Source organism: Saccharopolyspora erythraea (assembly GCF_018141105.1).
Taxonomy (GTDB): domain Bacteria; phylum Actinomycetota; class Actinomycetes; order Mycobacteriales; family Pseudonocardiaceae; genus Saccharopolyspora_D; species Saccharopolyspora_D erythraea_A.
The window spans coordinates 5898561-5918411 of the sequence record NZ_CP054839.1 but is presented as its reverse complement, the minus strand read 5'-3'; the positions used below and the strand labels follow the sequence as shown (position 1 = coordinate 5918411).

19 protein-coding genes and 1 pseudogene are annotated in these 19851 nt (G+C 71.3%); 8 read left to right on the top strand and 12 right to left on the bottom strand.

All coding sequences use genetic code 11. The features are described 5' to 3' along the window. Positions 1–9 precede the first annotated feature (9 nt). From HUO13_RS26445 to HUO13_RS26435, 3 genes are read left to right on the top strand one after another with little or no spacing between them, the layout of a single operon-like run. Positions 10–696, top strand: a complete 687-nt coding sequence (locus tag HUO13_RS26445) for a hypothetical protein (protein WP_211897736.1) — start codon at positions 10–12, stop codon at positions 694–696. Further along, entirely contained in the window at positions 696–1601 is a 906-nt protein-coding gene (locus HUO13_RS26440) for a DUF6895 family protein (protein ID WP_211897735.1), read from the top strand. Before HUO13_RS26445 ends, HUO13_RS26440 begins: the two co-directional genes overlap by 1 nt. Beyond that, entirely contained in the window at positions 1598–2632 is a 1035-nt protein-coding gene (locus HUO13_RS26435) for a serine hydrolase domain-containing protein (protein WP_211897734.1), read from the top strand. Before HUO13_RS26440 ends, HUO13_RS26435 begins: the two co-directional genes overlap by 4 nt. A 40-nt stretch (positions 2633–2672) precedes the next feature. On the opposite strand, the gene HUO13_RS26430 is transcribed toward HUO13_RS26435, so the two are convergent. The 3 genes from HUO13_RS26430 to HUO13_RS26420 form a co-directional block, all read right to left on the bottom strand. Then, positions 2673–3407, bottom strand: a complete 735-nt coding sequence (locus HUO13_RS26430) for an SDR family oxidoreductase (RefSeq protein ID WP_211897733.1) — start codon at positions 3405–3407, stop codon at positions 2673–2675. A 45-nt stretch (positions 3408–3452) separates the two neighbouring features. Beyond that, positions 3453–3884, bottom strand: a complete 432-nt coding sequence (locus HUO13_RS26425) for a cupin domain-containing protein (RefSeq protein ID WP_211897732.1) — start codon at positions 3882–3884, stop codon at positions 3453–3455. Positions 3885–4053: 169 nt separating this feature from the next. Then, entirely contained in the window at positions 4054–4299 is a 246-nt protein-coding gene (locus HUO13_RS26420) for a hypothetical protein (RefSeq protein WP_211897731.1), read from the bottom strand. Between the two features lie 170 nt (positions 4300–4469). On the opposite strand from HUO13_RS26420, the gene HUO13_RS26415 reads away from it, so the two are divergent. After that, entirely contained in the window at positions 4470–5216 is a 747-nt protein-coding gene (locus HUO13_RS26415) for an SDR family NAD(P)-dependent oxidoreductase (protein WP_211897730.1), read from the top strand. Between the two features lie 141 nt (positions 5217–5357). Then, positions 5358–6800 carry an MFS transporter gene (locus HUO13_RS26410; protein WP_211897729.1) on the top strand — a complete coding sequence of 481 codons (1443 nt, stop codon included), beginning with the start codon at positions 5358–5360 and terminating at the stop codon, positions 6798–6800. Between the two features lie 88 nt (positions 6801–6888). Here HUO13_RS26410 and HUO13_RS26405 read toward each other — a convergent pair whose 3' ends face one another. The 3 genes from HUO13_RS26405 to HUO13_RS26395 form a co-directional block, all read right to left on the bottom strand. Next, complete coding sequence (locus tag HUO13_RS26405) at positions 6889–8382, bottom strand: GGDEF domain-containing protein (protein WP_211897728.1); 1494 nt, start codon at positions 8380–8382, stop codon at positions 6889–6891. A 281-nt stretch (positions 8383–8663) separates the two neighbouring features. Further along, the gene (locus HUO13_RS26400) at positions 8664–10286 is read right to left on the bottom strand and encodes an amidohydrolase (protein WP_249124068.1); all 1623 of its coding nucleotides are present in this window, start codon (positions 10284–10286) and stop codon (positions 8664–8666) included. A 35-nt stretch (positions 10287–10321) separates the two neighbouring features. Beyond that, positions 10322–10957 (bottom strand): TetR/AcrR family transcriptional regulator, encoded by a 636-nt coding sequence (locus HUO13_RS26395; protein ID WP_211897727.1) that lies wholly within the window; start codon positions 10955–10957, stop codon positions 10322–10324. On the opposite strand from HUO13_RS26395, the pseudogene HUO13_RS38395 reads away from it, so the two are divergent. Continuing rightward, positions 10956–11321: pseudogene (locus tag HUO13_RS38395) on the top strand (cytosine permease); the annotation flags it as partial. The gene HUO13_RS26395 and the pseudogene HUO13_RS38395 sit on opposite strands and share 2 nt — an antisense overlap. 154 nt (positions 11322–11475) lie before the next feature. After that, complete coding sequence (locus tag HUO13_RS26385) at positions 11476–12444, top strand: purine-cytosine permease family protein (protein ID WP_249124066.1); 969 nt, start codon at positions 11476–11478, stop codon at positions 12442–12444. Positions 12445–12521: 77 nt separating this feature from the next. On the opposite strand, the gene HUO13_RS26380 is transcribed toward HUO13_RS26385, so the two are convergent. Both HUO13_RS26380 and HUO13_RS26375 read right to left on the bottom strand, forming a co-directional pair. Beyond that, positions 12522–12923 (bottom strand): hypothetical protein, encoded by a 402-nt coding sequence (locus HUO13_RS26380; RefSeq protein ID WP_211897726.1) that lies wholly within the window; start codon positions 12921–12923, stop codon positions 12522–12524. An 835-nt stretch (positions 12924–13758) separates the two neighbouring features. Beyond that, a complete protein-coding gene (locus HUO13_RS26375) occupies positions 13759–14037 on the bottom strand; it encodes a hypothetical protein (RefSeq protein ID WP_211897725.1) in 279 nt (92 codons plus the stop codon). A 228-nt stretch (positions 14038–14265) separates the two neighbouring features. On the opposite strand from HUO13_RS26375, the gene HUO13_RS26370 reads away from it, so the two are divergent. Continuing rightward, the gene (locus tag HUO13_RS26370) at positions 14266–15066 is read left to right on the top strand and encodes an alpha/beta hydrolase (RefSeq protein ID WP_211897724.1); all 801 of its coding nucleotides are present in this window, start codon (positions 14266–14268) and stop codon (positions 15064–15066) included. A gap of 108 nt (positions 15067–15174) precedes the next feature. Here the strand turns inward: HUO13_RS26370 and HUO13_RS26365 are convergent, their stop codons facing one another. The 4 genes from HUO13_RS26365 to HUO13_RS26350 all read right to left on the bottom strand — a co-directional run bounded on the left by HUO13_RS26365 (position 15175) and on the right by HUO13_RS26350 (position 19291). Next, entirely contained in the window at positions 15175–15495 is a 321-nt protein-coding gene (locus HUO13_RS26365; RefSeq protein WP_249124065.1) for an EF-hand domain-containing protein, read from the bottom strand. A gap of 226 nt (positions 15496–15721) precedes the next feature. Further along, positions 15722–17236, bottom strand: a complete 1515-nt coding sequence (locus tag HUO13_RS26360) for a sulfatase family protein (RefSeq protein WP_211897723.1) — start codon at positions 17234–17236, stop codon at positions 15722–15724. A 76-nt stretch (positions 17237–17312) separates the two neighbouring features. Further along, on the bottom strand, positions 17313–18617 hold the full coding sequence (locus HUO13_RS26355; RefSeq protein ID WP_211897722.1) for a HAMP domain-containing sensor histidine kinase: 1305 nt from the start codon (positions 18615–18617) through the stop codon (positions 17313–17315). After that, positions 18614–19291: a response regulator transcription factor gene (locus HUO13_RS26350; RefSeq protein ID WP_211897721.1), complete on the bottom strand. Its 678-nt coding sequence runs from the start codon at positions 19289–19291 to the stop codon at positions 18614–18616. Before HUO13_RS26350 ends, HUO13_RS26355 begins: the two co-directional genes overlap by 4 nt. Between the last annotated feature and the right edge of the window lie 560 nt (positions 19292–19851).

The window sequence follows — 19851 nt, the reverse complement described above, 5'->3', positions numbered from 1 at the left end:
GCGTGGTTGATGGAACGCGCGAGCACTGGTGCCCGTCTGGCTGAGGCGGTCCAGAACTGCGCGCTGTCGGTGGTGTCCGTCCTGCGGGGCGGACACCACGGCGGCGTGTTCGAACAGGCGGGCGTGCCGGGTCCGGTGATGGCGGGGGCGGTGCGCGTGCTGGGCGCCGATGTGCTCGCCCCGCGGGCTTTCCTCGGCCTCGCTCCGTGCGCCACCGACCTGGACGTCGTGCGGGCGGTGGCTCGGTGTGGTCTTGCGGAGGGGGCGTCGGTGCCGGTGGCGTGGATGCACTGGGGCCTGCGCGCGGCACTGCACGCGGCCGACGGGGAGCGCGCTTTCGCCGCGCCGGTGGGAGAACCCGAGTCCGCGTGGGTGCCAACGGTGTCGTGGCCTGCGCTGACGCATCGCTTGGCGCAGGTGGCCGCGCTGGCCACGCCGGGTCTGGAGTGCGCGCTGGCCGCGCAGGCGTCGGCGCGGGTGCCGGATCTGGCAAGGGGTTTCGCGCGCGCGGTGCGCCGCGGGGACTGGTTGCAGGCAGCAGGGGCGGGCCGGTGGCTGGCGGCTCTGGGAGGCGCTCCGGCTTCGCTGGGGCTGGCCAAGGGGCTGGAGTTCGTCGAGCACTTCGGCGCGGCGGGCGACGCACGGGTGCGGCTGCACGTGCAGGCCGCCCGACTGCTCCTGGAGGCGAGGCCGTGATGAGCTCACCGGCACTGCTGCACCAGGTCGGCGCACGGGCCTGGGACTGGTTGGCCGTCCACCGCGAGCACTTCCGCCCCCGCCCCGGCGAGGACGATCCCGCGCAGGCGTTCAAACCGGTGGGGGAGCTGGCGATGGCCGCCGCGGTCCTGCTGCGGGAAGGGGTCGCCGGCTCCCAGCAGGCCGCCAGTGCCCGCAGCCTGCTGGACTTCGCCTGGTACGAGGCGCTCGACGCGGGCGACATGCTGGAACGCGTGCAACGCGAGGCGCCGCTGACCTCGGCGTGCATGGAGGTCTACGTCCACTTCCACGAGCGCGGCTACCGCCATCCTGGGCTCGAAGACACCCTGCGAGTTCTGCGGACGCTGCGTGGCTGTTCGACGGCGGAGACACTGCCGTATCGCAGGCTGGGGATCGCCCTCGCCGAGCAACGGCTCGGGCTGGCCGTTGCCGGCGTCGACGATGCTGTGCGGGCGACGTTGCTGGGCGGGGTTCCTGAACCGTGGACGGTCGACCACCACGTGGCCTACGACATCGCCCACACCGTCTTCTACCTCACCGACTGGGGCGCCCGTCCCGAGCAGGTGCACCACGAGATCGCCGACTACCTCGACCTGTGGTTGCCGGTGTGGATCGAGGAATGCATCGAGCGCCGTCAGTGGGACCTGCTCGGGGAACTGCTGGCCACCGACGCGTGCCTGCCGCAGCCCGCTCTGGACGCCGAAAGCTGGCAGCACCTGGCTGTCGCGCAGACGCCCGACGGCGCCCTGCCCGTCACCGGCAATGTCCCGACCGGGGACGCCGACGACGTGTTCGAGCTGGTCTACCACCCGACCCTGGTCGCGGCCTTCGCCGCCACCCTGGCGACCTCCCGCGCGCTCACCGCTCTGGCAGCCAACCCGTGACCGCCCAGCCGGCCACTACGCTCGCCGACCGGCTCCAGCAGGCCGCCGCCGGCATGGACGCCCCCGACGTCGTGTTCGCCTGCTCCGAGCGCGGTCACCGCACCGTGGCCACCTCCGGCACCGCGCCCGCCCACCGGCCACGGGAGCACCTGCACTACGAGATCGGCTCGGCCTCCAAGACGTTTCTCGGGCTGCTGCTGGCCGACCTGGCCACGTCCGGTGTCCTCGACTACGACACCCCGGCCCGGGACTGCCTGCCCATCACACTGAGAACGCACCGGGTCAGCGCGGCGATCACGCTGCGGCACCTGATCACCCACACCTCGGGGCTGCCCAGCGTCCCCCTGCAACCGGCCTTCTACCGCCACCTCCTCTCGCGCGCCAATCCCACCAACCCCTACGCCGCGTTCACGCAAGAGCGGCTGCTGGCCGCGTTCCACCACCACGGCGCCCGTGCCCGGCCCGGAATCCGCTGGCGTTACTCGAACTTCGCCGTCGCTGTCCTCGGCCATGCCCTGGCGCAGGTGACCGGCACCGCCTACGACGACCTGCTCGCCCAACGCATCCTGGCGCCGATGGGGCTGCGCCGGACCCGGCTGGCGCCCGGGCCGCCGGACACCGATGCCCCGGGCCATCGCCGCAACGGCACCACCCCGGTGCCTCCAGTTGAGCTGGGCGCGGTCGCCCCGGCAGGTGCCGTCCGCGCCACCCCGGGCGATCTGCTCACCTACCTCGAAGCCCACCTCACGCCCGAGAACTCGCCCCTGCACGACGCGCTGCACGCCGTGCGAACCCCGCATGCGGTGTCACGACCCCGCCGCGCGCCCGCGCGCACGCTGACCTGGTTTCTCGACGAAACCGAGCACGGCCCGGTCTACTTCCACGGTGGCGCCACCTTCGGTCAGACCGCCTACCTCGGTTACCGGCCCGCCACGCACACCGCCCTGGCCGCCATCGCCACCCGCCGCCACAACCACCGCAACGTCCTGGTCAACACCGCGCACACCCTGCTCACCAGCACACCGGCCTAGGCACAAGGCGAGGGTTGTCAAGAACAGGAGCGAATCCGAGTCAGCGCGCGAGCCATTGCCGGTAGGTGGTCTTGGCGATGACGGCGTCGTCTCCGGCGATGAGGGCGTCGCCCGTGACGACGGCGAACGCGCCTGCGCTGTTGTCGGTGACGACGGTGCGGTGGTCGTCGCGGGCGGCGAGGACGATCTTGCCCAGCTCGTCGAGCGTGAAGACTTCGGGACCGGCGATGTTGCGAGTGCCCTGCAGCGGGGCGCCCACGCTGACGTCGGCCACGGCCTGGGCGACTTCGGCCGCGGCCATGGGCTGGATGAGCGTCGCGGGCAGTCGGACGGTGTTCTCGTCGGCGTTCCAGGACAGCGCCGTGTTCATGAACTCGAAGAACTGCGTGGCGCGCACGATCGAGTACGGCACCGGGCCGGCCTTGAGGATGTCTTCCTGCCGCACCTTGGCGCGGAAGTAGACGCCATCCGGCACCCGGTCGGCGCCCACGATCGAGAGGACGACCGCGTGGCCGACGCCGGCGTTCTCGGCGGCCGTGAGCAGGTTCTCCATGGTCTGCTGGAAGAAGTCGACCGAGGCTTCGTCGAAGGTCGGCGAGTTCGTCAGGTTGACCACGACGTCGGCTCCCGCGAGCGCCTCGCGCAGGCCCTGCCCGCTGAGCAGGTCCAGCCCCGTGGACGGCGAATGCGGCACCGCCTCGTGCCCGCTCGCGTCCAGGATCTTGACCACCTGCGATCCGATGAGCCCCGTCCCGCCGATGACAGCGATCTTCATGTCTGCGACCTTCCCTGTTCTGGCGGGACTGTCCGGTCCTCGCGGTCAGTCCGTGCGCGGGGCCCGGCGGTCCTGACGCTGGAGCAGTTCGTCCTCGTCGACGAGGACGAGCATCGGTTTGCCCGGCTCGCAGTGCATGGTGACGACGAAGCGCACAGGGATGTCGTCGCGGTTGTTGCCGTCCTGGTAGTGGATGACGTCGCCGCCCGGTTCCCAGAACGCCGCGCCGGCCGGGACGACACGCGGCGGTCTGCCTTCGAGTTCGAACACCATTTCGCCTTCGAGTACATAGCCGAAGGCCGGTCCGGAGTGGCGGTGCGGTGGGGTGCCGGGATCGCCAGGTGGGAACTCGACGACGATGGTCATCGCGTGCGCACCCTCCGGTATAGGGGGCGGTTCCGCCTCCTGCACCACGGTGATTGCCGACTTCCACGCGTCGGAGCGTGGCTTCTGCCCGGTCGACTCGATGTCCGGCATGGATGGACCTCCCTCGGCGCTGCCCGCGAATCTCGATCCTCTTGATCGCAACCGGCATGAACCCGGCGCAGCTGGGTGAAGGGCATGCGTCCCTCCAGCATGCCGTTGGCGGCGGGGCGGCGAGTGGGGGCTTTGGTCCTCATCGACGTGCGACCGGGCCGAATCCCGGCTAGCGGAGCAGCGGGTGCTGGAGCAGCGCGGTGAGCAGGTGCGGCAGTGTGGCCGGGTCGGTGACGATGACCGGGACCAGCAGCAGGAGCAGCACGAACCGGCGGAACCGGTGGGAGTCGCGCAGCACGAGGCGGGCGTGGACCTCCAGTGGAAGATATGGGTCGCCGACGGCCGAACCATGTGGTTCGACAGCAGCACCGAGGACTCTGAGGAGCTGGCCGACACCGTCATCGCCGCGTGGCAACGGGAGCAGGGCCAACGATCGCGTTGAAGTGCGGTGATCGAGGGTTGGCACGCGGTCGGCGTGTATGACCGCCGCGGTCTGCCGTCCCGGCCGCATGCGAGACGAGTTTGCGTTTGGCGCTCTTGCGAAGGGGCGAGGTTGCCCGGACGCCGTTGTCTAGAGTCGGGCGCATGGATTTGGACCTTTCCGGGCGTTGCTTCATCGTCACGGGCGCCAGCAAGGGACTGGGTTTCGCCACGGCACGGGCACTGGTGGAGGAAGGCGCGAACGTCGTCGTGTCCTCCTCGTCCGAGGAGAACACCGCCGCCGCGGTCGCCGAACTCGGCGAGGCCGCGCGCGGGCTGGCCGCCGACATCACCGACCCCGCCACCCCGCACCGGTTGATCGAGTACGCGCGCGAGCGGTTCGGCCGCCTCGACGGGCTGTTCGTCAGCCACGGCGGCCCGCCCGCGGGCCTGCCCAGCGCGCTGGACGACGACACCTTGCGGCGCGGCCTGGAGATCGCCGCCATCGCACCGATCCGCATGGCCCGCGAGGTCGCCGCCGAACTCGGCGACGGCGGCTCGGTGCTCGTGCTGACCTCGACCTCGGGCGCGGAGCCGCTGACCGGGCTGGCCAGCTCGAACGTGGCGCGGCCCGCGACGCAGGGCTTCGTCAAGGACCTCGCCAACGAGGTCGGCGCCCGCGGTGTGCGGGTCAACGCGCTGCTGCCGGGCCGGTTCGACACCGAGCGCGCCCGGGAGCTGTCCCGGGGCAACCCGCAGGCGCGGGAAGCCGCGGAGCAGGCCACGGCGTTGAAGCGCTCGGGCGATCCGGCGGAGCTGGCCGCCGTCGCGGCGTTCCTGCTCTCGCCCCGGGCTTCGTACGTGAGCGGGGCGGCGTGGACGGTCGACGGCGGGCGGCGCGCCGAGATGTGAGCACCGTCGGAAGGCTTCGTCAAGTCACCACCGCTGTCGGAGTCCGGCGGTGGTGACTTGGCGTGCGGGTCCGATCCGGCGTGGTTAGCGTGATGCGGTGAGGAACTTGCGCGTGGGGCCGTCGCCGTCCCAGTGGCGCGCGTGAGCCGCCAGACCGCGACGCTGGTGCTGCTGGCGTTCGCGATGCTGATCGTCTCGCTCGACCAGTACATCGTGGTGGTCGCGCTGCCCGAGATCGGGCGGGAGCTGGGGTACTCCGCGCAGTCGCTGCAGGCCGTGATCAGCGCGTACGCGGTGGCCTCCGCCGGGTTCCTGCTGCTGGGCGGCCGGGCGGCCGACCTGGTCGGACGGCGCAGGGTCTTCCTGTTCGGTCTGGTGCTCTACGGATGCGCGTCGCTGGCCGGGGGACTCGCGCCGACGCCGGCGTTCCTGCTCGTCGCCAGGGCGGTGCAGGGGTTCGGAGGCGCGTTCGTCTATCCGGCCACTCTGGCTCTGGTCAACGTCACGTTCGCCGAGGGCCGCGAGCGCAACCGCGCCCTGGCCGTGTGGGGAAGCGCGGGCGCGGCGGGCCTGGTGATCGGAGTGCTGCTGGGCGGCGTCCTCACCTACGCCCTCGGGTGGGAGGCGGTGTTCTTCGTGAACGTGCCGCTGGCCGGTGCCGCCGTGTTCGCAGCGCTGCGGCTGATTCCTCCGGATCCGCGCCGGGACACGCGCCGGAAGTTCGACTTGCCGGGAGCGCTCAGCGCCACTCTCGGCGTCACGCTGGTGGTGTTCGCGCTCATCGAGGGTCCGAGTTTCGGCTGGGGATCGCCCGTCATCCTCCTGGGCGCCGCTGCGGGGGTGGTTCTGCTCGTTGTGCTCGTCGTCATCGAGCGGCGCAGTCGCGACCCGCTCGTGCCACCGCGGCTGCTGGCCAACCGCAGCCTCGACACCGCGGTGGCGATCGCGTTCCTGTTCATGGCGACCTTCGGTTCCGTGCTCTACTTCCTCTCGCTCTACTTCCAGGACGTGCACGGTTACGACGCGCTGGAGACCGGTGTCGGGTTCCTGCTCCCGACCGCGGTCGTCGTCGCCGGCTCGGCCCTGGCCGGCCGGGCGACGACGCGGTTCGGCCTCAGGTCGACGCTGGTCGTGGCGTTGTCGATCGGGGCGCTCGGCGCCCTGGCACTGGGGCTCACGATGTCGCACGACAGCTCCTACGCCGCGCTGGTTCCCGGGCTGATCGCGCTCAGCATCGCCGACGGCGTCGTGTTCACCACGATGTTCATCGCCGCGGGCACCGGTGTGTCCGACCGCGACCAGGGCATCTCGTCGGGGATCGCCTCCACCGGAGCCGGGGTCGGCGCCGCCGTCGGACTTGCCCTGCTGGTCCTGGTCGCCAACCGCGGCACCGAGGGACTCGATGGTGAGGCGCTGCGCATCGCCACCGCGGACGGTCTCAGCGCGGCCGTGCTCGTCGTCGCGGCAGGCATCGCGCTCACGGTGCTGGCAGCTCTGCCCCTCCCAGCCGCCCGCGCGGAGTCCACGAACGTCCCCTGCCCACGTCGGCTGGCCGCGCCCGCACCGCAGGAGCCCACCCCTTGAAAGTGATTTCAGAATGCGTTGCTCGGGTGGTCCTTTTGCCTAGCTGGTCATCCAAGACCACGAGCTTCGCTCGTTCTGGAAGCATTCCTCAACGGCTGATCCCCACTTCCCGGCCGACCAGGCGGTCGGAGGTGTCGACCGCGATGGTGTTGCGGCCCGCGTTCTTGGCCCGGTAGAGAGCCCGGTCCGCGGCGGCGAACAGGGCCGGGAGCGTGGTGGGGCCTGCCGCGACTCCGACGCTGATCGTGGGGCTCGGCCCGCCGCCGAGCTTGGCGTGCCAGTCGTGCTGCTGCACGGCACGGCGGATCCGCTCGGCGACGGCGGGACCTTCCTGCTCGGTCCGCTCGCGCAGCAGCAGGACGAACTCGTCGCCGGCCCACCTGCACAGCAGGTCGTCGGGGCCGCACTCGCGCTGCACGAGCCGCCCGGTCTCCTGGAGCACGAAGTCGCCCACGAGGTGCCCGAACCGGTCGTTGATGTCCTTGAACCGGTCGACGTCGAACAGGATCATCCACGGCGTACCGCCGTGGGCGACCGCGCGACCGACCAGCGCGGGCCCGCGCCGGTCGAAGCCGAGCCGGTTGACCAGTCCGGTGAGCGGGTCGCGGGTGGCCGCCCGGTCGGCGGCTTCGGCCCACTGCTCGGCCTGCGCGGTGAGCCGGTGCTGTTCCAGGGCCTGACCCAGCCCGGCGTGCAGGACCTGCAAGGTCGCATCGCCTGCGCGGATCGCGCGGCGCAGTGCCGACACCTCGCCGGCGTGATCGCCGAGCTCGGAGCAGACAGCGGCGAGGTCCTGGGAATAACGCCTGGTCAGCAGCGCGTCCCGGATGTTTTCGGCGAGATCGGTCGCCGAAGCGGCGAAGTCCCTGGCCTCCACCAGCCGCCCCTGGGTCCGTCGAACGCAGGACAGCGTCCAGTGGGCGACCGAGGCGCAGAAGAGGTCTTCGGACCCGCCTTCGGCGTCCAGCGCCGCCCGCGCCCTGTCCTCGGCGCGGGCGTGCTCGCCGAGCGCGGCCAGCACGCGAGAGCTACCGGCCAGCGCGCGCCGTCGCACCGCTCGGCCGCCTGGCAGCGACAGCGTCTCGTCGAACAGGACCAGCGCCCGCGCGAGCTTGCTGACCGGGTCGGGGTCTTCGCGGTTCAGGGCCCGGTGGGCGTAGGCCGTGGCTTCCAGCAGCAGGCAGTGGGCGAGCGTTTCCCACGCGCCGGCCTCGCGTGCCATGCGGACCGCGGTGCCCAGCAACTCCATGGCGGCGGCGCGGTGTCCTTCGAGGAGGTAGCCGAGCATGCCCAGCGTGTGCGCGGCGGCGGCCTTCGCGGGCCGTCCTGTGTGCACCCCCGCCCACGCCTCGGCGGCGAGTTCCAGCGCCAGCAGGATGCGCCCGAGCCGCCAGGCGAGGATGGCCCGGTGGGCGAGCACCGCCGAGCGGTCCCAGCCCGGTTCGATCGTGTTCGGGGCGGCGGCGATGGCATCGTCGAAAAGCGCTTCGGACTCCTCCAGCCGACCCGCGTCCAGCAGGAACCGGACCTCGCGGTCCCGATCGGGGATTTGCCTGGCCAGCAGCGGGTCGGTGTCGTGCACTTGCGCTCCTCGGAGTCCGGTGCCCGGGGCATCCGAACCATGCCGTTGTGACACACGCTACGGGAAGGGTGGCACTACGGGAAGTGATGATCGAATCGAGGGTGCATTCCTCCCACATATCCGAATTGTTTTCGGAATGGTTGTGGAATCGTCGAGATCGGGTGTGGCCGGTTTCCGGGCGAGAGTCTGTCGAGTGAGGATTCCGTTCAGCTATGGTTCGCCGCCTGATCGTTTTCCGGTGTGATTCTTGGGTTTCGGACGCGGGGCTGGAGCCGGCCCCGCTAGAGGTCCGGCTCCCGGTGGATGATGTGTCCATTCAGGACGGTCATGCGAACCGGGAGTGCCGAGAGTTCTGCGTCGGGTGTGGTGAGCGGGTTGCCGGAGAGGACGGTGAGGTCGGCGCGGTAGCCGGTCCGGAGAAGGCCGGCCTCGTGTTCCTCGCCGGCGGCGTAGGCCGGGTGCAGGGTCATGGCCTGGAGCGCCTGCAACGCGGTGAGCGCCTGGTCGGCGTTGTGCGGGGGCAGCGTCAGGTCGCGGCTGGGGCGGCGGTGGCGCGCCCCCGCCATGACTCCCAGCGGGGGATGAGGCGCGATCGGCCAGTCCGAGCCGAGCACGACGGTGGCGCCGGAGTCCCAGAGGTCGCGGCAGCGCCACGCGCGCGAGGCGCGTTCCTCGCCCAGGCGGCGCGACCAGTTGTCGGTGTGGTCGGCCCGGGTGAAGTCGCAGCAGTGCGTCGGCTGCATCGACGCGATCACCCCCAGCTCGGCGAACCGGTGCAGCGTGTCGTCGGGAACGGTCTCGATGTGCTCGACGCGGTGCCTCGCGCCCGCGCCTGAGTGGGCGAGTGCCCGCTCGACGGAGTCGAGCGCGTGCCGCACCGCCGCGTCGCCGATGGCGTGGGTGGCGGTGGGCACGCCTTCGCGGTGCAGCTCGGCGATGACCTGCGCGTAGGCCTCCGGGTCGGGCCAGAACGCGTGCGTGGACTCCCCGTGGCAGTCCGGGCGTTCCAGCCACGCGGTGCCGTTGTCGATCGTGCCGTCCATGAAGAGCTTCACGCCGGCCGTCCGCCAGAGGCGGCCGCCCGTGCCCTGCTGGGCGACGAGGTCCCGCAGCGAGTCCACGTCCGAGCCGGGCTGGCACCACGGCGCGACGCGCAGTCGCAGCGGGAGGGCGTCGTCGGCGTCGAGCTCGGCGTAGAGGTCGAGGCTGTCGCCGTTGGCGTCCATGGCGTGCCCGCCGGTGAGCCCGGCGGCGGCCATCTCGCGCAGCACCTCGGCGAGTCGGGCCCGCCGTTCGGCGCGCGTCGGCCGCGGGGCGGCCCGCTCGACGAGCGCGCAGGCCGCGTCCTCCAGCAGCAGGCCGGTCGGGCGGCCCCGGTCGTCGCAGACGACCTCGGCGGCCTGGTCGAAGCGGCGCGGCCCGTCGACCCCGGCCAGCTCCAGCGCGCGGTCGCTGGCGAGCACCGAGTGCGCGTCGAAGAGCTGGAGCATCGCCGGAACGCCGGCGAGCACGGGCTCCAGTGCGGAGGCCGCGACCGGCCGATCGCCGAAGACGTTCGGGTCCAGGCCCCAGCCGCGCAGCCACGCACCCGGTGCCAGCGACCGGGCCTCGGCGGCCAAGCGTCCGCGCACGTCGTCGATATCGGCGCAGCCGGAAAGATCCAGTCCGCGCGTCAGCTCGGCACCGGAGACCGGGTGGAGGTGCCCGTCGACGAGACCGGGTGTCACCACGGCGCCGCCGAGGTCGACCACGGTCGTCGCGGAGCCGGCGAGCGCCCGGATGTCGCGGTCGTCGCCCAGCGCCGAGATCCGCCCGTCGGAGACCGCCATGGCCGTTTCCGGCAACAGCTCTCCCGATGCCGGATCGAGCAGTCGGGCGGAGAGCAGAACCAAACTGACGCGCACAGGGGACTCCTCGGTCGGGTTCGTGGTCGGGCGGATCATTCGGCCGCGTGCCGGAGAGTGCCGCTCGCGAGGCCGAGTTCGCGTTCGGCGGTGGCGACCGCCATGGACGTCACGGCGTCGGGGTGGCTGCTGCTGTCGGTGTTGGCGTGCGCCCCGAGGCCGTCGACGACGACCAGGATCCGCATCGCGGAGACGTGCGGGTCACCGGCGCTGAACTCTCCACTGTGGACGCCGTCGTGGATGAGGTTGGCCAGCCGGTCGCGCCACCGGGACTGCTGGTAGCCGACCCGGTCCCGCAGGGTCGTGCGGTAGCGGCTGAGGTGGCGGGCGTTGAGCCACAGGCGGCTGATGTCGTCGAAGCTCTCGCCGGTGGCGAGGGCGAAGAACCGGGCGAGGTGGTCGGTCGGCGAGCCGTCGCCGCGCTCGGCGGGCAGGAGGGCTTCCAGTTCGGACTCGGCGGCGCTGCCGAACGCCTCGGCCACGAGGTCCTCCACGGCGGGGAAGTAGTGGCTGATGAGTCCGGGTCGGACGGCGAGCTCCTCGGCCACCCGGCGCAGCGTGACGACCTCCAGTCCTTCGCTCAGGGCGACGGCCGCGGCCGCGGCGACGATTTCCGCGCGACGGTCGGCCGGAGACTTGCGAGTTCGCTTCCGCGGAACGCTTGACGGCATGCCGGGGATGCTATTGAGTGTGCGACCAATAAGCAACCAGGTGCCCAGGCGGTCATCGGAGGACTCCATGGCATCAACGCATTCCGCACCTCGCGCGGACGTCCCCGATCCCACACCGGGCGACCGGGCGGGCCGGATCGAAACCCGCGGCATCGACCACATCCCGGAGTCCGAACGGCACGGCCGCCCGCGCGAGCTGTTCACCGTCTGGGCGGCGGCCAACGTCAACTATCTGAGCCTGGTCGTCGGCGCCAGCCTCGTGCTGCTGGGCCTGGCGCTGTGGCAGGCGCTCGCGGTGATCGTGGTGGGCAACCTGTTCTGGTTCCTGGTCGGCCTGCTGGCGGTCTCGGGCCCGGCGTCCGGCACGCCCAGCGAGGTGGTCATGCGGGCGATGTACGGCGTGCGCGGCAACCGGGTCAACATCGCCATCACCGGATGGGCCATCCTGCATCTGCTACGTCTCGCTCAACCTCGCCGCCGCCGCGCTCGCGGCGTTCTCGCTCGTGCGGCAGGCGGGCGTGCAGACCGGAACCGGGCTCAAGATCGGCATCGTCGCGGTCATCGCCGCGGTCACCCTGGCCATCGGCGTCTACGGGCACGCCACGATCGTCAAGCTCTACGTGCCGATCACGGTGTTGCTCACCGCGGCGTTCGCCGTGGTCGCGGTCAGCGTCGTGACGCACGCCCACTGGGACCACACGCCCGGCGCCCCGCTGCACGGAACCACGTTGTGGACGGCGGTGGCAGCCGGGGTCACGCTCATGGCATCGGGACCGCTGTCCTACACCAACAGCGCCGACTTCGCCCGCTACCTGCCCACCGGCACATCACCGGTGGCGGTGGTGGTGTGGACGGGACTCGGCGGCTTCCTGCCGAGCGTGGTCGTCACCTCCGTGGGCGCGCTCGCCGCGACCACCGTCGACATGAGCGACCCGCAGGCGGGGCTCGAGACCATCCTGCCGGGCTGGTTCCGGCCGGTGTTCCCGCTCGCGCTCGTGCTGGGCTCGATCGCCATCAACGCGATGACCACCTACAGCTCCGGGCTCGCGCTGCAGGCCATGGGTGTGCGCATCCGCCGGTCGCTCAGCGTCCTGGTCGACGGCGTGCTCGCCGTCGCGCTGACGCTGTACGCGCTGCTCGTCTCGAACTTCCTCGACACCGTCAGCAACGTCCTGCAGCTCACGGTCGTCCTGCTCGGACCGAGCATGGCCATCTACGCGGCCGACATCCTGTTGCGCCGCAACCGATACGACGGCCCGGCGCTGACCGACGAGGCTCCGGGCGGACCGTTCTGGTACACCGGCGGGGTCAACTGGGCCGGTGCCACCGCGCTGGTCGCGGGTACCGGTGCGGCTTCCCTGTGCGTGAACACGCGGCTGTACACCGGTCCGGTCGCCCACGCTCTGGGCGGTGTGGATCTCGCGCTGCCAACGGGAATCGTCATCGCCGTCGCGACCTACGCGATTCTGCTGCGACCACGTCCGTGATCGGGAAGGTCCGCGGCCGTTCTTGGCGGTGGGCGCGGCCTCCCGCCGCCCTGAGAGCGGCGGGAGGCCGGCGACGGTCAGCCGTCGCCCAGGACGCGGAGCTTCGTCGTGACCGTGCCGGTGTTCTTGCAGTCGGCCTCGACGTCGAAGGTGCCCGGGTGCTCCGGATCCGCGACGGCGGTGCCTTCGAAGTGGCCGGGCCCGACCTGCCTGCCACCGACACCGCCGGGGAACGCCTCCGAGAAGATGCCCTCGACCTCGTCGTTCTCGCAGAACGCCTCGACCTTCACCGTCGCGAACCGCGGGGCGGTGTCCGGCGAGACGACCACCCGCGAGCCCGGCGCGGGGGCGTCGACGGCAGCCCTGCCGTCTAGGGCCTGCTCGTCGGCGGCGTTGGTGGCGGCGTTGGCCGCCACGACACCGCCGGAGAGCCCGGCCAGGGCGACGGCGGCCAGAGCGCCGGTGATCAGCTTGCGCATGGGGTTTCCTTCCGGTCGGCCCGGCACTGTCGCCGGGATCTACCGGGGTTTACGCAGCCTCCGCCGATCCGGTTCTCGGCACTCGCGGTCTAGTTCCGGGTGGCTTGCCGTTGGTGGGTTCGGGACCACCGCAGCCGCTGGGGAAGATCGTCGGCGGTCGTCGGTTCGGTTTCGAGCCAGCGCGTCAGTGCCCTGAGGTCTTCGGCGGTGTGCACCGGCCCTACGGGCATGACGGCGCCCAGTGGCTTGCGGGCGCTGGTACATGGCTGCACGAGCACGATGGGTCCTCGTGCCCGTGGTGCTGACGTCTTCCGGGCGTGGCAGGAGAGCGGCCCGAGGGGGCAGTTCGCGCGTACGAGCACCGCGTGGGGACAGCGGCGGATCGTGTCTCGCAGAGTGGCGAGGACCGGCAGTCGTCCGTCGTCCTCGCAGTCGTCGCAGAGGACGACGGTGAAGCCGGTTCGCGCGTTGGTTTCGGTCCTGCGTTGTGGTTGTCGATCCATCACTTCCCCTCGGATCGTGCCGGCGTTCCGGTTGCGCCCAGGTTCCTGCGTGTCGCTGCGGTACCTGCGAGCGCATAGAAAGTAATGATAACCATTTTCGTTAAGTGCCGGGAAGGGGGCAGGAAGGACTGGATGCCGGAGATTGCGGACGGGTCGATGCGAGCGCCGGTAGGGCCGCAGCACCTGTTCCGCGCTTCGCGGCTCGGCGCGGTGAAACCGTCCTCGCCTGCGCGGGCGACGAGTCCATGGATGGCAGGCGGCCGGCGACGGGGTCGCGGCGATGAAGCGAAGCGCGAACCACGGCGCAACCGGCCGCCCACCACTACACCGGCTCAGGAGTCCTGGGACTCCTCGGGGCGTTCGGAACCCTGGGGCTGCTCGCCCTGGGGCTCCTCGGGACGTCCGTCGATGCGGTCTCCGTCGTAGCGCCCTCCCTCGCACACCTGGAAGCTGACCTGCAACACCGAGCCGACCCCTTTCCTGTCGTTGGAGGACCTGCCTCCGGCGTCCACGCACTCCGTTTCGGTCAGGGCGGCTGCGGTGCTCGGGGCCGTGAGTACCCCGACCGCGACCAGGCCGCCCAGAAGGGTCGCCGTCAACGCGCGACGCATGCTGATCAACTCCTTGGGAAGGTGCTACCGGCGCTTCCTGGTGGAAGCGTGATCTCACCCTGGCCCTGTCGATCTCGGTCCGCTCGGTAGATCACCGCAACCGGCGACGCCCGGTCGGAAACGATCACTCGACTTCGCTTCGCCCGCTCGGCGCTCGGCCCGCCTCGCCGATTCTGCTGGTGGCGTAACCAATTTCCGCCACGCGGCCGCAGGCCTACGGTGGTCGGCATGCAACCACCGATCGCGGGCACGGCCGCGGGCGTGCCGTTCACCGCCTTGCCGCCGGCCGACGACGGCGGCGCCGCGCCGCTGATCGTCACCTGGCACATGCTGGACGCGCCGAGGTCGGACGCCGCGTTCGCCGCCGCGTTGCCGATGGACGGCCTGCCCGCGTGGCGGGTGCACCTCGGCATGCCGATGTGCGGAGCGCGCATGGTCGACGGCAGCATGGCCGCGGGCTTGGAACTGCTTCGCGAAGACGTCCTGATGTCGGCTTTGTACCCGTTCGTCCGGCAGGCGGCCGAGGAGTTCCCGGCCGCGCTCGCGTCGATCCGTGCGCAGCTGCCGGTCGACGACGGCCCGATCGGCGTGCTCGGCGGCTCGCTGGGCGGCGCTGTCGCGCTGCGGGTCCTCGCCGACACCGAGACACCGGTCTTCGCCGGCGCCGTCGTGAACGCCGCCATCCGGATCCGGTCCGTCGTCGACCTGTTCCCGGGCGACTACCCGTATGACGCCGAGTCAGGGAAGGCCGCCGACAGCCTGGACTTCGTCGCCAAGGCGGACAGCATCGCCGGCCGCGCGCCGCTGCTGGTCGTCAGCGGCGAGCTGGACCACCCGGCGCTGCGCACCGACGCGTTCAGCCTGGTCGACGCATTGGGGGAGCGGTCCGAACTGCTGTCGATCCCCGGCTTGGCGCATCCGCTCGCCGACGAACCCGGCATCGAGCCCGCTCCACAGCTGCCATCGGCCCGCGAGGTGGACGCCGGCCTGACCGCCTGGTTCCGACGCCACCTCACGAACCCGGGCTAGGCGACACCGACGACCTGCGTGGTCGCGTGGCGGCCCCGCCCCAGGACACCAGGCGGCCTACCGACACGCCGGAGTGGAAGTCGGTGAGGGCTCCTGGTCCAGGTGCTGCTAGTCCTGCCGCTGCTCCTGGGCAGGACGAGTCTTCAAGAGGTTCGACTGGGACACGAAGTCCAGGAACTCGGCGTAGGTGACGGAGCCGTCGCCGTCCTGGTCGAGCTGCTGCATGAGGTGCTCGACCATCTGCTCGATCTTGCTTGCCGCATCCCCGGCTGCCCCCTCGCCGGCGCTCTGCCGGTCGAGCTCGCTGAGATGTCTCAACAGCAGCGCCGTGATCTCGTTGCGGTCGAGCACACCGTTGGAATCGGCGTCGGACGACGCGAAGAAGGTCTCGGGGTCGAACTCGTACATCCCGGTGTCCACATTCGCCATGCTGGCTCCCATCATGTCGCGGCCGTCGACGACGGTGCCATGATCTCATCGCGAGCGAGTGGTCTCGGTACTCGCCTTCGCCGATGTTCGCGAAGCCGGCCGAATACCTCGCGGAGCTGCTGCCCTGCTGGAGGAGACCAGTTCTTGGGCGTTCCGGGTACCGGGACGCCCCCCGGAGAGCTGTTGGCCGCCGGGAATGCGACCGGCGGCCGACAGCTCCCGGAGATCAGGCCGGGCGTCCTGCCGCGAAGCATTCCGCGGCGCCGCGGCACTGGCGGAGACCGGCCAGGGCCGCGTGCAGTGAGTTCCGCTGCTGTTCGCTCAGGCTCGAATACGTGTTGTTGAGCTGGTTCGGGTCCGAGCGCTTGTCGTAGTACTCGCGATCACCGTTGTCGTACTCGACGTAAGTGCCTTCCGGCGTCCGGATCGCGTAGTAGGTCGGCGGGTTGCCCTGGCGCCGCTTCTGCCGGTCCGGGTCTCGGGGCGCGTGGTTCGGGCCGTGGTGCTCGACCAGCGACGCGGTCCGCCACGGGGCCTGCCGCCCGTGCAGTTGCGCGGCGAAGCTTCGTCCGTCCACATCGGGCGGTGTGGGTGCTCCGGCCAGCTCGGCGAAGGTCGGGCGCAGGTCGGTGTTCTCCACCTGCGCCTCAGGGCGGGAACCTGCGGGCACGCCGGGCCCGGTGATCGCCAGCGGCACCACCACGTCGGTCTCGAACGCCGTCTGCTTGCCGTTCTGCAGGCGGTGTTCGCCCATGTGGAACCCGTTGTCCGAGCTGAACACCACGTAGGTGTTGTCCGCCTGCCCGGTCTGCTGGAGCGTTTCCCGGATGTCGGCGAGCATGTCGTTGACCGACTGGATGGACTGCGCCCGCAACCGGTACTGCTCGTCGATCTTGGCCTGCTGCTTCTGGCCGAGCGGCGGCATCCCGCGCAGCCAGCCGGGTTTGTCGCTCATGTCGGCCTCGTTGTAGGCGGGGCCGCGCGGAGCGGTGAGCCCGGGGAAGAGGGTCTCGTGCCTCGGCGCCGGTGTCGAGGGCCCGTGCGGGCTGAAGGTGTTCAGCTGCAGGTAGAACGGCCGGTTCGCGGCGGCGTTGGAGCGGATGAAGTCCGTTCCAACGCGGTTGAGCACGTCGGTCAGGTAGTCGTGCGGGGCGTGGCCGTGCTCGACGATCCGGCCGTTCTCGTTGAGCTGGTAGTCGTACTGCTTGTAGCCGTCCCCGGCCACTGCCCAGGTGTTCCACCCCGGCGGCACGTAGTTCGGCTTTCCGTCCACGGTCCCGTCGGGTTGGTAGCCGTTCATGTACTTGCCCATGAACGCGGTCTGGTACCCGGCGCCCTGCAGCTGGGTGCCGATCGTGGACTGCTCACCGCCGGTTTCGTGGAACTTGTGGAAGCCGCCGTCGGCGCCGGAGTTGGTGAACACGCCGGTGTTGTGCGGGTACTTGCCGGACAGCAGCGAGGAGCGGGACGGGCAGCACAGCGAGTCGGTGACCGAGTACTGCGGGAAGTCGGCGCCTTCCCGTTGCATCCGTTGCACCTCCGGCAGGTACCGGACCAGGTCGGAACTCAGGTCGTCGGTCAGCACGACGACCACGTTCGGCTTCGCCGCGCCAGGCGGCCTCGGCGGCGCATCGGCGGCCGGGTTCGCCGGCGGGGATGCGGGTGCGTTGCCGCACGCGGCGAGCACGAACAACGCGCTGGTCGCGGCGAGGAACCGGGTGAGCAGATTCCGAGATCGCAAGGCGGGCCCCAAATCATCTGTGAGGTGTTCCCGCTCCAGCGTGAGGGGAGAAGCTGAAGACGACCTGAACTCGCGGTCATCCAGGCAGGGTGAGGCGGAAGACCGCACCGTCTCCCGGGTGATCGACGCAGCTCAGCTCTCCGCCGTGCGCTCGTGCGATACCTCGGGCGACCGGCAGTCCGAGGCCCGCGCCACCGCCGGACCGGCTCTCGTCGAGACGCACCCAGCGGTCGAACACGCGCTCCTGCTCGCCGGGTGGCACGCCTGGCCCGTCGTCGGCGACGGTGACCTCGGCGAAGCGCTCGCCGCCGGTGACGCGAACCCGGACGGACCCGCCGTCGGGGGTGTGTTTGCGCGCGTTGTCGAGCAGGTTGGTCAGCACCTGGCCGATCCGGTCGGCGTCGGCGCGGACCACCGTCGGCTCGCCTTCGACGTGCCACCGCAGGGACGGCGCGAGCAGCTCCATCCGCTCTGCTTCGCGGCGGGCCAGCTCGTCCAGGTCCACCGGCTCGCACACGAGCTCCAGACCGGCATCGATCCGGGCGAGCGAGAGCAGGTCCTCCACCAGCCTGCCGGTCCGCCGTGCCTCGCCGATGAGCAGTGCGGTCATGCGCTCGCGGGTCTCCGGGTCGGCCTCGGCATGCAGCAGCGCTTCGGCCGCGGCCCGCACGCCTGCGGTCGGCGTGCGCAGCTCGTGCGCGGCGTCGGCGACGAACCGCCTGGTACGCGCGGCGGACTCGCGCGCATCGCGCTCGGCTTCTTCGAGTGCGCCCAACGCCTCGTCGAAGGCGGCGGCGACCTGCCCGATCTCGGTGCCGGGACGATCCGGGTTCAGCCGTCGGCCCCGGCTGCCCCGGGTGATCGACCGCGCGAGCGTCGTCATCGCGTCCAGCGGGCGCAGGGCCACGCGCACGGTCAGCAGCAGCGCCAGCGCGGTCACCGCCACCGTGGCCGTGACCACCACGAGCAGCAGGCGGTGCAGCCGGGCCGTGGCGGCATCCTGCTCGGAGGTGCTGCTGAGCAGGGTCAGCACCGCCCCGCTCGGCAGTGGCTTGGTCCGGGTTCGCTGGTTCGGCGACGGATCCAGCAGGGCGGCCGGGCCGACCACGTGACCGTCAGGTGCGGTGATCTTGGCGAGCACGCCTCGGCCGCTGACCCGCCGGGCGATCTGCGCGAGCGGCACGTCGCGGCGGTCCATCTGAGCGGCCATCACCTCGCGGTCGGCGAGCTGCTGGCGGGCGTCGGCCCGGGACTGCGCGGTGAACAGCGAGGCCACCGCGATCGCACTGGCCACCAGCGCGCACGTCAGCACCCCGAGCACCGCGAACGTGATCCTGCGGCGCAGCGACGCGGTAGGGAGCTGTCCGCGCCCGGGGGTCACGGCTCCTCCGCGCGCAGGGCGTAGCCGCGCCCGCGAACCGTGTGCACAAGCCTGCGGCCGTGCTGCTCCAGCTTGCGGCGCAGCGCGCTGATGTGGACCTCCACCAGGTTCAGGTCCACGTCGAGCGACTGGTAGCCCCACACCCCGGTGAAGATCTGGAGCTTGCTGACCACCCGGCCCCGCTGTGCGACGAGGTAGCACAGCAGCCGCCACTCCGTCGCCGTCAGCGCGAGCACCGAACCCGCGCGCACCGCCACCCCGGCGTCCTGGTCGATCACCAGGTCGTCCACCTCGACGGTGGCCGCCACCCTGCCCATGCGGCGCAGCACCGCCTCCACCCGGGCGACCAGCTCGGCCGTGTCGAAGGGCTTCACGACGTAGTCGTCCGCGCCGGAGCGCAGCCCGCGAAGCCGGTCGGGCACGGAGTCGCGGGCGGTGAGGATGACGACGCCGAGATCCCCACCGGAGCGCAGGATCTCCAGCAGCGCGAAGCCGTCACGGCCCGGCAGCATCAGGTCGAGCACCACAACGTCGGGCCGGAAGGCGCGCACCACTTCTTCCACGCCGCGACCGTCCGGCCGCAGCTCGACGGTGTGGCCCGCTGTGCGCAGACCGGCTGCGACCGCTTCCCGGATCGGCGCCGAATCCTCGATCACCAGCACGCGCGCCGCCATCACGTCCGCCCAGTCCCGACCGGCCCGGTCGGCAGTCCGGCGTCGATCGTCAAAGCCATGTCCGGCGCTACCCCGCAAAGCGTGTGCGAGCGACATCGTCGCGAGCGCGCGCAGCGTACCTCAGGGGCGACCTGGTCGGTACTGGCCAGAGGATGGGGTCCAGTGCTCCGAACCTTCAGCGCAGGAGTAGCGGGACCTTGCCCGCGCCCGGCCTCCAGCGGCAAACCGAACATGCGCCGGCTGAGCAGGGCTGCCGCACATGACGTGTACCAACCGGCCTATCGCGATCTGCTCCAAGCTCGCTCAGCGCTCCGCGTCGAGAACCGCAGTGAGGGCCTCGTACGTCCGCTGAACCGCTCCCACCTCACTGGTGAGGACGGTCGCACCTGGTCTCCCCGGATCACCTCGGCGAGCTGGTCGTACATGTCCGCGAGGTGGGACGGTCCACCCTGCCGCTCCACGGCCTCCTTGACCTGCTGGTGCCAGGGCGCGTCGTCGTCCTCGCCACGGAGCCCGAAGCGCACCGTTGAGATGGATGAGACGCGGCACGCGCAGAGTCT

Bases quoted from the DNA above. Each gene is read 5' to 3' on its own strand.
- HUO13_RS26395 (WP_211897727.1), bottom strand. From the start codon at position 10,957: ATGCCGTCAAGCGTTCCGCGGAAGCGAACTCGCAAGTCTCCGGCCGAC.
- HUO13_RS26375 (WP_211897725.1), bottom strand. From the start codon at position 14,037: ATGCGTCGCGCGTTGACGGCGACCCTTCTGGGCGGCCTGGTCGCGGTC.
- HUO13_RS26430 (WP_211897733.1), bottom strand. From the start codon at position 3,407: ATGAAGATCGCTGTCATCGGCGGGACGGGGCTCATCGGATCGCAGGTG.
- HUO13_RS26365 (WP_249124065.1), bottom strand. From the start codon at position 15,495: ATGGCGAATGTGGACACCGGGATGTACGAGTTCGACCCCGAGACCTTC.
- HUO13_RS26415 (WP_211897730.1), top strand. From the start codon at position 4,470: ATGGATTTGGACCTTTCCGGGCGTTGCTTCATCGTCACGGGCGCCAGC.
- HUO13_RS26445 (WP_211897736.1), top strand. From the start codon at position 10: ATGGAACGCGCGAGCACTGGTGCCCGTCTGGCTGAGGCGGTCCAGAAC.
- HUO13_RS26350 (WP_211897721.1), bottom strand. From the start codon at position 19,291: ATGGCGGCGCGCGTGCTGGTGATCGAGGATTCGGCGCCGATCCGGGAA.
- HUO13_RS26425 (WP_211897732.1), bottom strand. From the start codon at position 3,884: ATGCCGGACATCGAGTCGACCGGGCAGAAGCCACGCTCCGACGCGTGG.
- HUO13_RS26370 (WP_211897724.1), top strand. From the start codon at position 14,266: ATGCAACCACCGATCGCGGGCACGGCCGCGGGCGTGCCGTTCACCGCC.
- HUO13_RS26380 (WP_211897726.1), bottom strand. From the start codon at position 12,923: ATGCGCAAGCTGATCACCGGCGCTCTGGCCGCCGTCGCCCTGGCCGGG.
- HUO13_RS26440 (WP_211897735.1), top strand. From the start codon at position 696: ATGAGCTCACCGGCACTGCTGCACCAGGTCGGCGCACGGGCCTGGGAC.